Below are 13,501 nucleotides of genomic sequence, written 5' to 3' on the forward strand. Positions count from 1 at the left end.
GCGCAGACAGTTAGAAAGCTTGGTCTTCACGTTCTTGATAACCTTGGATGCCTTTAGTGAGGAAGCTTTCAACTTTTTGGCCAACAACGCCGCCAAGTCCCTTCAACACGACTTGTAAGAATATGCCGTGGTCGCCTTTTTCGTTCTGACTGACGTCTTGGCTGAACTCGTCATAGTCAACGAAGTAGCGGTCAATCAAACGCAGCTTCCAGCAGCAGTTGTCGTATTCGAAACCACCGAAGGCCTCGAGAGTACGGTTGCGGTTGTAGTCGTACTGCCAGCGGCTGATCACGTTCCACTGAGGAACGACCGGCCAGATGACCGAGAAGTCATGCTGCTGGATTTTGTAGTAATCCTTGACGTAGCCCGGTTGCCCTGGGGTTCCGAGGTCACCGCCGCCTACTACCCACTTACCAGTGTTCTGGTCGTAGCGAACCTGGTCGTTGCGATAGCGGAAACCAGCGTTGACGACCTTGTTCGGGTTGTCCTCAGGCTGGTAGTGCATCATCGCGCTGCCAGAACGGGTTTTCTTGCTGTCCGGATCCCAGTTGAAATCGGAGGTTGCGCGCCAGTCTCTGTTGAAGCGATAAGCGTATTCAAGGGCATAAGGCGAACGGCCGGCTGTAGCGTCTTGGCGAGTCGCGTAATCAATGCCCGGCAGTTGTACTTTGCGGTCCTTGAAGTACACCGCTTCACCGATGCTGAAGGTCTGGCGTTCAAAGCCATTGTCTTCAATCCAGCGGTTGGTGATACCCAGCGACAGTTTGTTCTCGTCACCGATACGGTCGGTGCCGACGAAGCGGTTGTCACGGAACAGCGATGCGTAGTTGAACGTTGTTTCACCCGAGTCGAAGATCGGAATGTCGCTCTGATCCTTGTACGGTACGTTCAGGTAGTACAGGCGCGGTTCCAGTGTCTGGCGGTAGTTCTTGCCAAACCATTGGGTGCTGCGGTCGAAATACAAGCCGCTGTCGACGCTGAATACCGGAATGCTGCGGTCTTCAGAACTGTTGAAGGTTCCGTTGAGCGCTCTCGTTGTCGGGTCTTGAGCTGCGATCTGATCTTTGCCGGTGCTGTCGAGGTCCAGATCATATTTGGTGTAAACGTACTTGAGCTTCGGCGTAACAAAGCCGTAGGTCCACGTCAGCGGCAGGCTCATGGACGGTGCCAGATTCAGACGGTCGCCTTCTGCGCGAGCAAGACCCTGAACGTTGTTGTCGAGCCGCGGAGTGACATTCCCGTCTTTGTCGGCATAGTCGCCGTTTTGCAGGTCTCGCTGGAATCGGACAGCTTCAGTTTCGTAGGCGAAACTTAAACCGCCTGGGTGATACGGCAGCGCACCGTTGAAAGTGATCTGCGGCAGACGGTTGTAAGGGGTGATGTCCGAAACAGACGCCAGCTCATAACCCTGCAGGTTCAAGCGAGCGGTATAGTTATCGCCGCGCCAGTTCACAGAACCCTGCTGGTTGAGGTAGTCACGTTTCTCGACGCCCAGCACGTCACTTTCCAAGTCCTGGAAGTAGTACGGGTCGCTGATGTCGGTGTAATCGATCTGGGTAGAAAGGCGCGAATCAAGGCCGCTTTTCTCTTGTACGTTGATCATGTAGCGAGTGTCTTTGGCGTCAGTTTGCAGCTTACGATCATTGTCCTGGTCGTTGAGGAACGCGCCGCCAATCGTGCCTTCGCTCGACTTGGTCATGTAGCGGAATTCGCCTTCGATCATGGTGCCGCGTTTGGTCATGAAGCGCGGGTACAACGTGGCATCGTAGTTCGGTGCCAGGTTGAAGTAATACGGTGTAACCAACATCGCGCCGGATTCGCCGCCGCTGGAAACGGTAGGAGGCAGGAAACCTGACTGGCGACGGTCATCGATCGGGAAATAGATATACGGGGTGTAGAACACCGGTATGTCTTTAACCCGAAGCGTGGCGTTGGTCGCAGTACCGAAGCCGGTGGCCGGGTTCAGCGTGATGTTATTACCCTTGATTTCCCAAGAGTTGCTGTTGGGTTCGCACGTGGTGTACGTACCGTCCTTGAGGCGGATAATCGCGTTCTCGGCACGCTTGGCGTACAGAGCGCTACCGCGCACGTTGGACTTGTGCATCACGTATTCAGCGTTGTCGACCTGGGCTTCACCCGTGTCGAGCTGAATTTCAGCGTGGTCGCCGACGATCAGGGCACCGTTTTGACGCAGACGGACATCGCCGTTCAGCTCGCCACGGTTTTCTGCCTGATGCAGGCTGGCCTCCTGGGCTTGCACTTGCATGCTGCCCTGACGCAATACAACGTCGCCGGCCAACGTCGCGACTTGAGCTTCCTGCTCGTAACGAGACGCCTTGGCACCGACAAACATCGGCGCTTCGTTCATCTTCGTCTTGTCGTTCATGCCAGGACGGATTGGCTCGACATACGCACCCGAGCAATAAGGGCCGGTTTCAGCCAATTGCGCAGGGGTGAGTTTATCCCGAGGAACCCAGTCGAGGTGGCTGTAGTCAGCACTGCGCGACTTCAGCCCAAAGCCTTTGGCCTGGGTGACGAGCGTGACAGGGGCTTTCTCGGCCACCGTCGTGCCGCTCTCCGGAGTGCTTTGACCGTTCGTACTGATACCGTCCACGCTATGCACGGGGCGCGGTGGCAGCTGAACAGTGTTCACTTTCGGCGCGCAATCCCAAGCACCCGCAGCAGAGACTGAGCAGTCATACTGTTCTGCGGCTACCGCGAATTGAGTGGCTAAAGGTTGCATCGCCAGCAGACTGCCGGTCACGAGCAACGGAAATTTTTTACGAAATGCGTGGGATTTCAATGCCATCTTATTAATCCGGGCTTCCTGCGCGCCATCTGCCCGCGGGGGGGCCGCACGCCTCTCGATGGGCTGAAAAAGATGTCGGATAATAAAGCATGACCCGCTTGACGGCTAGCGCCGTCGGAGACCCTTGTAATGCCAGACCAAGATGTACGCTTGCAACACCTGAAACTTTGGCTCGATGAGCAATTGCCAGCGCTGTTTACAGCCCAAGGCTTGGGCGCCGTACCCCCGGCCACGTTGACCGCGGCCAGTAGTGACGCGAGTTTTCGACGGTATTTCCGTTGGGAGGGTGCCGGTCGAACTTTTATTGTGATGGACGCGCCTCCACCCCAGGAAAACTGCAAACCGTTCGTTGATATCGCAGATTTATTAAGTAAATCAGGAATTAATGTTCCGAAAATTTATGCCGAAGACCTTGTGCGTGGCTTTCTTTTGCTCAACGACCTGGGTCGCAAGACCTTTCTTGATGTGATCAACGAGGAAAACGCTGATCAATTGTTCGCTGACGCATTGGACGCGCTGCTGTCTTATCAGCAGTTGCCGATGGATGCGCCGTTACCCAGTTATGACGTGGCATTGTTGCGTCGTGAGCTTGAACTGTTTCCAGAATGGTATGTGAGTCGTCATTTGGGCATCCAGATGGACGCGGCGCAGGTGGCGTTGTGGCAACAAGCCAGTGACCGTTTGATCGACAGCGCACTGGCGCAGCCCAAGGTGCTAGTGCACCGGGATTACATGCCGCGCAACCTGATGCTCAGTGAGCCGAATCCCGGCGTTCTGGATTTTCAGGATGCGGTATATGGCCCAGTAACCTACGACGTGACGTGTCTGTTCAAGGACGCGTTCCTGAGCTGGCCTGAAGAGCGTGTACACGGCTGGCTGAATCAATATTGGCTGGCCGCCGGGAAGCTAGGGATTCCCGTGCACAGTGAATTTGAAGATTTTCTGCGGGCCAGCGATCTAATGGGCGTGCAGCGGCATTTGAAAGTGATCGGAATTTTTGCGCGTATTTGCCACCGTGATGGCAAGCCCCGCTACCTCGCCGATGTGCCCCGTTTCTTTGCCTATATAGAAGCGGTAATGGCGCGACGACCGGAGTTGTCTGAGCTGGGTGAGTTGTTGGCAAGTCTGCGTTAATCAGTTGGAGTGGTTAGAAGATGATGGAAGTAAACACATGAAGGCGATGATTCTCGCTGCTGGCAAGGGCGAGCGCCTGCGTCCGCTGACCTTGCACACGCCCAAGCCGCTGGTGCGTGCCGGGGGAGTGCCGTTGATTGAGTACCACCTGCTGGCGTTGCGCGCGGCAGGCTTTACCGAGGTCGTAATTAACCACGCTTGGCTGGGCCAGCAGATCGAGGACTACCTGGGCGACGGAGCGCAGTTGGGGCTCAGCATTCGGTATTCGGCAGAAAGCGAGCCGCTGGAAACCGGCGGTGGGATTTTCCGCGCCCTGCCACTGCTGGGTGATAAGCCGTTTCTGGTGGTCAATGGTGACATTTGGACCGACTACGATTTTGCGAATTTGCACCGACCCATCGCCGGATTGGCGCACTTGGTTCTGGTGGATAACCCCGCGCACCACTTGGCGGGGGATTTCGCTTTGGTGGAAGGTCAGGTTGAACACAGTCAGCACGCGCCGCGTTTGACGTACAGCGGCATGGCCATTTTGCATCCGCAGTTGTTCGATGGCAGTGAAGCGGGCGCGTTCAAATTGGCGCCTCTGTTGCGTAAAGCCATGGCGCACGACTTGGTCTCGGGCGAGCACTTCATGGGTCGCTGGGTGGACGTCGGTACCCATGAACGCCTCGCCGAAGTCGAGCGATTGCTTGGGGTGAATCACTAAATGCTGTGGCCAAGTACGTTGATCGGTGCCGGCGCCGGCTTTGCTGTTGCCAGTATCCCGGGCGCGTTGCTCGGGGCATTGCTGGGTCAGGCGCTGGATCGACGTCTGGGCCTGCACAGCTGGGCGCATTTACGTGAGCGTATGGGCGGGCGGGCGATTCCCCGTGATGACGAGTTACTGTTCATCCTGCTCGGGCGCTTGGCCAAGACCGACGGCCGGGTCGTCGATGGTCATATCCAGCAAGCGCGGGAAGAAATGCGCCGCATGGACTTGAGTGAGCCGGCTCAGCGTCGGGCGGTTCTGGCGTTCAATCGCGGTAAAAAAGGCCGCGATCGACTACGCGGTTATCTACGTCGCCTGAAAGCCCAGCCCCATGCTGCCGAAGGTCTGTTGCGTGCCTGCTGGCGCATGGCCTGGGCCGATGGCAGGGCTACGCGGGAAGAGCGCGAGCTGATTGTACTGTGGGGTAAATGGTTGGGCTGGCCGGCGATAAAAGTGCAAGCGTTGTCCAATGACTACGACCCGCAGAAAAAGCCAATTGCGGTCAGTGTTGACCTGTACCAGGATGCATTGCGCTTGTTGGGCGTGGACGCCAACGCCGAGACGGCACACATCAAACGCGCGTATCGGCGGTTACTCAGTCGCCACCATCCCGACAAAGTCGCCGGTGCTGGGGCCAACACCCTGCAAGTGCGAGAAGCGACGGACAAGACGCAGGAACTGCATCAGGCCTACACATTGATTAAAGAGCGGCGGGATTTTCGGTAGGTTCTGACACGAGTGACAACTATCTCTCTGTACAGGCTGCTACAGGTTTTCCGTTTTTGCCGGACGTTATTTAGGCTCCAACCACCCGCGGACGCGGCGGAACAATTGTTCCTGCTGCGCCGAGCCGTCGCCTGGCAGTGTGGTCAGCGCCACCTGCGTATAGGTCACATTTTTTGAGCGCTTGCTGGCTTGCAAGCGTTGCAGCGCGGCGTCACGGTTTTGCGCCAGGTCCTTGTAAATGAAATCAGCGGTTTTTACCTTTAGCGTCGTCGCCAGTTCATTCAGGTTCGGTTTGGCGGTGAGCGGTTCTTGCGCCGAGATCATCACCAGCCTCTGAATCAAGGGCGACGGCCGCTCGCTTAGGTAGCGGGCCGCCCAGTAGGACCCGCTGCCATGGCCGAGCAGCACAATGCTATGGGCTTTTTTCTGCTGCGCAAACGCGACGGCACTGTCGATTCTGGCGAAAATACGTTCGGCTTCAGCCTTGGCCAGCTCATCTGCGGCGGCTGCGCGGGCTACGCTGGCGGCGGCATCATCTTCAGCAGCGTTGTCTGGTTCGGCACTTTTTGCCGCATCGGCGACCTTGGCGTCCTTGGCTGGCGTAGGGGGAGCGGGAGCGTCCTCGATACGTGGCAAGCTGCCGCTGTTGGGTGTATCGGGCAGTGTCAGGCTCAAGCTGCCCCAACCCTCATCTGGAAATTTGCGCCGCAACGGCCCAACTGCTTGGGGCCAATCCGCTGATTCGTCCGCGCCAGGGAGGATAATCACCACCCCTTTGGGCTGATCAATGTTGGCTGGCTTCCACAACGCCAGAAAGCTATCGTTGCCCGCTAGCAACGGTTGTTGCTCATCTGGCGGCAACTGTCGTTGCAGCGCTGCGGCGTCCTCCTGACTGCGCTCAAGCAACACTTGGCGTTCAACAGGCGCAGCTTCAGTCGTTGGGTTTTTGCCAGGTGCCGGATCAGCGGCCATCACTGGCAGCGCACACGGTAGAATCAGCGACAGGCATAGAGCGGGAAGCGTTGCACGATAGGTGTAGGACATCGGATATTCCAAGCCAGAAACATCCCGGCAGCCTAATGGGTTGATCAGCATTTGTCAGGCGCTTGGCATTACCGCAGCACGAGCAGCCATCCACGACGCAATGGAATGACACACATATGATCCGATTGATGCGCCTGAGGGTTATCGGCTGGCGCCGTTGGCACTTGATGACTTTGCTGATGGTGATGCAGGCGCTGCCGCTGTGGGTGCAGGCTGCGCCCGAGCCAATTGTCGCCCCTGGCGTGTTGAGCGTTGAGCAACGAACCTGGCTCGATCAGCATGCGCAGTTGCGCATTGGTCTGGTGTTACAGGCGCCTTATGCGCAATTGGATAAGCGTCTGCAATTATTGTCCGGCGCCAACGTCGACTTGATGAAAGCACTGGAAAAGTCCCTGCAGGTAGAACTCATCTGGCGTAGTTTCCCCGATCAAGCGGCGCTTGAGGCGGCGTTGGAGCAAGGTGTGGTGGACATGGCGCCCGGCTTGACCCAAACCCCGGCCAGCTTGCGTCTGTGGTTATTTTCCGATCCGTACATGCGCGTGCCCAACCTGATCGTCGGTGAGCGTAATGGCGCTGGCGCGGTTGATCTGGAAAAGGTCGATACCCGCGACCGGGTGGCGGTGCGCATGCCCAGCCCGGTAGCTGATTACCTGCGCAGCACTTACACCCACCTCAACTTGCAAGGCGTTCCCCTGGAGCGCCAAGCCTTGCAGTTGTTGCTCAGCCAACAAGCGAGGTACGCCGTCGTCGACGAAGCACAACTCAGTCGATTATCAATCGAGCCGGACTTTGCCGGCCTCGCGGTTGTAGGGGATATCGGCCTGCCACAACTGCTTCGGGTGGCTTCACGCAAAGACTGGCCTGAGTTGGCTGGCATCATTTCTACCGCGCTGCACGCTATCCCCGCCCGAGATCTGGAGCAACTTCACTCGAACTGGTTACAGCCGAAATACCCCCGACTGAGCGAGTCCCCCGGCTTTTGGCAAAACCTGACGTTGTTGCTGCTGGTCATGTTCCTCGCCAGTTTTGCGATTGTGCTGTGGCAGCGACGCCAGCAGCATTCGTTAGAGCACAGCCTGAGGGTTGCTCGCGAAGACATTGAATTACGTCAGGCCAGTGAAAAAGCCCTGCGTCTAACCCAATTCTCCATTGACCAAAGCACGGTGGGCATTCTCTGGGTCAATTGGGACAGCCACGTGCGCTACGCCAATCGCGCCGCCGAAACCATGTTGGGCTATGCGGTCGGTGCGGTGGTTGACCGGCCGCTAATCGATTTCGAGCCTGGCTTGCACATGGACCGCTGGCTGAACCTGTGGAAACGCGCGCGTTCCAGCGAAGACAGCCCGCAGAGTTTCGAAACCCAATGCGTGCGTGCCGACGGCAGCATGATGCCAGCTGACGTATCGTTGAGCTTTTTACGCTTTAGCGATGCGGAATACCTGGTGGTGTTTCTCACCGACGTCACCGACCGGCGCAAAGCGTTGGCTGCATTGCAAGAAAGCGAGGCACGGTTGCAAGGCATCGCCGCCAACGTGCCCGGTTTGGTGTTTCGCCTGGAGCGAGCCCGGGTTGGCGACGAACCGGAATTTGCCTACATCAGTGAAGGCAGTGAAAGCCTGGTGGGATACGCACCTGCCGCCTTGCGTCACCCTGACATGGGATTGCGCAACTTGGTGCATCCAGATGACCGCGTTGGCTATCACGTGATGCAGGACCGTTCTCTAAGCAACGACAGCGATTGGTCGTGGCAAGGACGGATCTTGACCCGTGACGGCGCCGAGCGTTGGGCCGAGATCAAAGCCATTGCCCGCCGCCTGGACGATGACCGAGTGGTCTGGGACGGTATCGTCTGGGACATCAGCGAAAGCAAGCGTATCGAACTGCAGCTGGCAAGCTCTCGCGAGCAACTGCGAGAATTGTCGGCACACCTGGAAAGCGTGCGCGAAGAGGAAAAGGCGCGGATTGCCCGTGAAGTGCATGACGAGCTCGGACAGATGTTGACCGTGCTCAAGCTGGAAACGTCGATGTGCGAATTGGCCTACGCGGACCTCGACCCCGGTCTGCGCGATCGGTTGAACAGCATGAAGCGCCTGATTGCTCAGTTGTTTCAATTGGTGCGCGACGTTGCCACCGCACTGCGCCCGCCGATTCTCGATGCCGGCATCGCTTCGGCCATCGAGTGGCAGGCGCGGCGGTTCGAAGCGCGCAGCCAGATCCCATGCCTGGTGCAAGTGCCGGACAACCTGCCGATGCTCAGCGATGCCAAGGCCATTGGTTTGTTCCGGATCCTTCAGGAGGCGCTGACCAACGTGATGCGCCACGCTGAGGCGCACACCGTTGAGCTAAGCCTGACCCTGGAAGACGGTCTGCTGTGCATGACCGTTGCCGACGATGGGCGCGGATTTATCCCGGAACAAGGCCGACCAACATCGTTTGGTCTGGTGGGCATGCGCGAGCGTGTGTTGATGCTGGGTGGCACATTGCAGCTAGACAGCGAGTCGGGTGAGGGGACAACCTTGCGCGTTTATATTCCGCTAACCGTCTAGTTTTCATCGCCATCGAGGCAGGAGCGACAACAGTGATTCGTGTATTGGTAGCCGAAGACCACGCTATTGTCCGTGAGGGGCTTAAACAGTTGCTCGGGCTGGCGAAGGATTTAGTCGTGGTGGGCGAGGCCAGTAATGGCGAGCAGTTATTGGACACGTTGCGCCATGTTGAATGCGAAGTGGTGCTGTTGGACATCTCCATGCCCGGCGTCAACGGCCTTGAGGCGATCCCGCGGATTCGTGCGCTGAACAACCCACCGGCGATTCTGGTGTTGTCGATGCACGATGAAGCGCAGATGGCGGCCCGCGCGTTGAAAGTCGGCGCGGCAGGATACGCCACCAAAGACAGCGACCCTGCATTGTTGCTGGCGGCCATTCGCCGGGTGGCTGCTGGTGGTCGTTACATCGACCCGGACCTGGCGGACCGCATGGTGTTCGAGGTCGGCTTGACCGACAACCGCCCGCTGCATTCGTTATTGTCCGAACGGGAGTTTTCGGTATTCGAGCGCTTGGCCCAAGGTGCTAACGTCAACGACATCGCTCAGCAACTGGCCCTGAGCAGCAAAACCATCAGCACCCACAAAGCGCGGTTAATGCAAAAATTGCACATCACCTCGCTGGCGGACTTGGTGAAATATGCGATGGAGCACAAGTTGCTGTGAGTGAGCGCATGCCTGTCAGCGACATAGGCACATGGCATTACCTGTAGGGGACAACTTGTCGGCGAGAGGATATAGGCGGTGTGCCCGGGACGACGCCTCGCCAACAAGTTGGCTCCTGCAGGGATAGGCGAGTCGACGTATCTAATCACGCCATCTCTGTAGGGCGATCCCTACAGCAAACTCTCTTACCTCCCGATTTGCCTGCGCTTCAGCCTGATCTAGGCTTAAGCCACGCAGATAAACAAAGGTGTGGGTAATGAGCGACGTCGATTCAAGCGCTGGGTTGAATGATGTGCTGGTCAGCTTTCGTGGCGTGCAGAAGAGCTACGACGGTGAGAACCTGATCGTCAAAGACCTCAACCTGGAAATTCGCAAAGGCGAGTTCCTTACGTTGCTCGGGCCTTCCGGTTCCGGCAAAACTACTAGTTTGATGATGTTGGCCGGTTTTGAGACCCCCACCGCGGGCGAAATTCAGTTGGCCGGGCGCTCAATCAACAACGTGCCGCCGCACAAACGCGACATCGGCATGGTGTTTCAAAACTATGCGCTGTTCCCGCACATGACCGTGTCGGAAAATCTGGCGTTCCCGCTGTCGGTTCGTGGCCTGAATAAGTCGGACCTTGCTGATCGGGTCAAGCGTTCACTGAGCATGGTCCAGCTCGACCCCTTCGCCCATCGTTACCCGGCGCAACTTTCCGGTGGTCAACAACAACGTGTGGCCCTGGCCCGGGCGCTGGTGTTTGAACCGCAGTTGGTGCTGATGGATGAACCGTTGGGGGCGTTGGATAAACAGCTGCGTGAACACATGCAGATGGAGATCAAGCACCTGCACCAACGCCTGGGCGTAACAGTGGTCTACGTGACCCACGACCAAGGCGAAGCGCTGACCATGTCGGACCGGGTGGCAGTGTTTCATCAAGGCGAGATTCAGCAGATCGCTCCACCGCGCACGCTGTATGAAGAGCCGAAAAATACCTTTGTCGCCAACTTCATCGGCGAAAACAATCGGCTTAACGGCAACCTGATCAGTCGCACCGGTGATCGCTGTATCGTCGCATTGGCCCGTGGTGAGAAGGTTGAAGCGTTGGCGGTGAACGTCGGAGAAATCGGCGCGCCGGTGACGTTGTCGATTCGTCCTGAGCGCGTACGAGTGAACGGCAACAGCGAAAACTGCGTGAACCGTTTCTCTGGCCGCGTCGCTGAATTCATTTACCTGGGCGACCACGTGCGTGTGCGTCTGGAGGTTGCAGGCAAAACAGACTTCTTCGTCAAGCAGCCAATCGCGGAACTCGATCCGGGATTGACCGTGGGCGATGTGGTGCCAATTGGATGGCAGGTCGAGCACGTTCGCGCACTTGATCCCTTGCTGGAAGCGCTTTAACAGTCAGAGGCGAATCAATCGCCCCACGTATAACCAACACTGCACACTGTGGAGAGAACAATAAATGCTTAAATCTTTGAAGTTCACCGCTATTACGCTGGGCATGATGTGCGCGGCGAACGCGATGGCGGCCGGCGATCTGACCGTTATTTCCTTCGGCGGTGCCAACAAGGACGCTCAGGTAAAAGCCTTCTACGCACCGTGGGAAAAAGCTGGCAACGGTAAGATTATTGCTGGCGAATACAACGGCGAAATGGCCAAGATCAAAACCATGGTCGACACCAAAAGCGTCTCTTGGGACTTGGTAGAGGTTGAATCCCCTGAGCTGTCGCGCGGTTGCGACGAGGGCATGTTCGAAGAAATCGACCCTGCATCGCTTCCGGGCAGCAAGGCAGACTACGTTCCGGGCGCCATCCAGACCTGTGGCGTAGGCTTCTTCGTGTGGTCCACCGTCCTGGCTTACAACGCTGACAAACTGGCAAGCGCGCCGACTGGCTGGGCCGATTTCTGGGACACCAAGAAATTCCCAGGCAAGCGTGGCCTGCGTAAAGGTGCCAAGTACACCTTGGAATTCGCCTTGATGGCTGACGGTGTTGCACCCAAAGACGTCTACAAAGTACTGGCTGGCAAAGATGGCCAGGACCGCGCCTTCAAGAAGCTCGATGAGCTCAAGCCAAACATTCAATGGTGGGAAGCAGGCGCTCAACCGCCACAGTTCCTGAAGTCCGGCGACGTGGTAATGAGTTCGGCTTACAACGGCCGTATCGCAGCCGTGCAAAAAGAAAGCAACCTGAAAGTGGTGTGGAACGGCGGCGTCTATGACTTCGACGCATGGGCGATTCCGAAGGGTTCTAAAACGGCAGCCGAAGCGAAGAAGTTCATCGCTTATTCGGTTAGCCCGGAACAGCAGAAGACCTATTCCGAAAACATCGCTTACGGCCCGGCCAACATTAAAGCCGTACCGCTGTTGGACAAAGGCATCCTGAAGGACATGCCGACCACTCCGGAAAACATCAAGGATCAGGTGCAGATCGACGTAGGCTTCTGGGCTGACAACGGTGAGCAACTGGAGCAGCGCTTCACAGCGTGGGCTGCCAAATAAGCAGTTTGCGTTGAGTTAGGTCCAGGTGCCGTCCCTCCTCGTTCGTCTAACAGGACAGGGGAGGGACGCATCCATTGTTCAAAGATTCCGGAGTTCGTTATGGCCATCGCAGTGCCCCTCACCGAAGGCGCCAGCCCCACCCTGAAACAGCGTCTGGCTCGTGCTGAACGGGTTAATCGCTGGAAGGCTCAGGCATTGATTGCGCCACTGGTGCTGTTTTTGCTGTTGGTGTTTCTGGTGCCCATCGCCGCGCTGTTGTTCAAAAGCGTTGGCAACCCGGAAGTTGTCGGTGCCTTGCCGCACACGGTTGCCGCCGTGGCGCAATGGGACGGGAAAAGCCTGCCGCCCGAGCCGGTGTATCAAGCGTTGAGTGTCGATCTGGCGCTGGCCCGCAAGAATCAGACCTTGGGCGATCTGTCCAAACGCCTGAACATGGAACTGGCCGGTTACCGCAGCTTGCTGACGAAAACCGCTCGCGCACTACCGTTCACCACTGAACCGCCTTCTTATAAAGCGGCACTCGAAGCACTCGATGAGCGCTGGGGCGATCCGGCCTATTGGCAAGCGATCCGCCGCAATACCAGTAGCATCACCCCCTATTATTTGTTGGCCGCCGTTGACCACCGCATCGATGACCTGGGTGAAGTGGCGCCCGCGACCCCCGATCAAGCGATCTACCTGGACATCTTCGCCCGCACCTTCTGGATGGGTCTGGTCATCACTGTGATCTGCTTGTTGTTGGCTTATCCGCTGGCGTACTTGCTGGCGAATCTGCCGTCGCGGCAGAGCAACTTGTTGATGATCATGGTCCTGTTGCCGTTCTGGACCTCGATTCTGGTACGGGTAGCGGCCTGGATCGTGTTGCTGCAGTCGAGCGGCTTGATCAACAGCGCCTTGATGGCCATGGGTATCATCGATAAACCGCTGGAACTGGTGTTCAACCGGGTCGGCGTGTACGTCTCAATGGTGCACATCATGCTGCCGTTCATGATCCTGCCGATCTACAGCGTGATGAAGGGTATTTCCCCAACCTATATGCGCGCCGCAATCTCGCTGGGTTGCCATCCGATGCTCAGTTTCTGGCGGGTGTACTTCCCGCAGACCTACGCCGGTATTGGCGCTGGCTGTTTGCTGGTGTTCATTTTGTCGATTGGCTACTACATCACCCCGGCGTTGCTCGGCAGCCCCAACGACCAGATGGTCAGTTACTTCGTCGCCTTTTACACCAACACCAGCATTAACTGGGGCATGGCCACGGCGCTGGGCGGTTTGTTGCTGATGGCAACCGTCGTGCTTTATCTGATTTATAGCTGGCTTATCGGCGCCAGCCGTATGCGCTTGAGCTGAGG

Annotated in this window: 10 protein-coding genes; 8 read left to right on the forward strand and 2 right to left on the reverse strand. The window is 57.4% G+C overall.

The window, feature by feature from the left end; translation table 11 throughout:
- Positions 1–10: 10 nt before the first annotated feature.
- Positions 11–2,809: an LPS-assembly protein LptD gene (locus JWR17_RS20105; protein ID WP_299834108.1), complete on the reverse strand. Its 2,799-nt coding sequence runs from the start codon at positions 2,807–2,809 to the stop codon at positions 11–13.
- 129 nt (positions 2,810–2,938) lie between these two features.
- On the opposite strand from JWR17_RS20105, the gene JWR17_RS20110 reads away from it, so the two are divergent.
- The 3 genes from JWR17_RS20110 to JWR17_RS20120 are packed head-to-tail and all read left to right on the forward strand — an operon-like array spanning position 2,939 to position 5,417.
- The gene (locus JWR17_RS20110; RefSeq protein ID WP_299834110.1) at positions 2,939–3,943 is read left to right on the forward strand and encodes a phosphotransferase; all 1,005 of its coding nucleotides are present in this window, start codon (positions 2,939–2,941) and stop codon (positions 3,941–3,943) included.
- A gap of 37 nt (positions 3,944–3,980) precedes the next feature.
- Positions 3,981–4,649, forward strand: a complete 669-nt coding sequence (gene murU / locus JWR17_RS20115; RefSeq protein WP_299834111.1) for an N-acetylmuramate alpha-1-phosphate uridylyltransferase MurU — start codon at positions 3,981–3,983, stop codon at positions 4,647–4,649.
- Positions 4,650–5,417 carry a TerB family tellurite resistance protein gene (locus JWR17_RS20120; RefSeq protein ID WP_299834113.1) on the forward strand — a complete coding sequence of 256 codons (768 nt, stop codon included), beginning with the start codon at positions 4,650–4,652 and terminating at the stop codon, positions 5,415–5,417.
- Between the two features lie 66 nt (positions 5,418–5,483).
- On the opposite strand, the gene JWR17_RS20125 is transcribed toward JWR17_RS20120, so the two are convergent.
- Entirely contained in the window at positions 5,484–6,461 is a 978-nt protein-coding gene (locus JWR17_RS20125) for an alpha/beta hydrolase family protein (protein ID WP_299834115.1), read from the reverse strand.
- A 185-nt stretch (positions 6,462–6,646) separates the two neighbouring features.
- Here JWR17_RS20125 and JWR17_RS20130 point away from each other — a divergent pair, with 185 nt between their 5' ends.
- From JWR17_RS20130 to JWR17_RS20150, 5 genes are all read left to right on the forward strand, one after another.
- Entirely contained in the window at positions 6,647–9,007 is a 2,361-nt protein-coding gene (locus JWR17_RS20130; RefSeq protein WP_299834165.1) for a PAS domain S-box protein, read from the forward strand.
- 32 nt (positions 9,008–9,039) lie between these two features.
- Positions 9,040–9,669 carry a response regulator transcription factor gene (locus JWR17_RS20135; RefSeq protein ID WP_299834117.1) on the forward strand — a complete coding sequence of 210 codons (630 nt, stop codon included), beginning with the start codon at positions 9,040–9,042 and terminating at the stop codon, positions 9,667–9,669.
- Between the two features lie 256 nt (positions 9,670–9,925).
- Positions 9,926–11,050, forward strand: coding sequence for an ABC transporter ATP-binding protein (locus JWR17_RS20140; protein WP_299834119.1), 1,125 nt, complete (start codon positions 9,926–9,928; stop codon positions 11,048–11,050).
- A gap of 64 nt (positions 11,051–11,114) precedes the next feature.
- Complete coding sequence (locus JWR17_RS20145; protein WP_299834121.1) at positions 11,115–12,152, forward strand: ABC transporter substrate-binding protein; 1,038 nt, start codon at positions 11,115–11,117, stop codon at positions 12,150–12,152.
- A 99-nt stretch (positions 12,153–12,251) separates the two neighbouring features.
- The gene (locus JWR17_RS20150) at positions 12,252–13,499 is read left to right on the forward strand and encodes an ABC transporter permease (protein WP_299834122.1); all 1,248 of its coding nucleotides are present in this window, start codon (positions 12,252–12,254) and stop codon (positions 13,497–13,499) included.
- Positions 13,500–13,501 lie beyond the last annotated feature (2 nt).

This window comes from Pseudomonas sp., from assembly GCF_028293835.1.
GTDB lineage: Bacteria > Pseudomonadota > Gammaproteobacteria > Pseudomonadales > Pseudomonadaceae > Aquipseudomonas.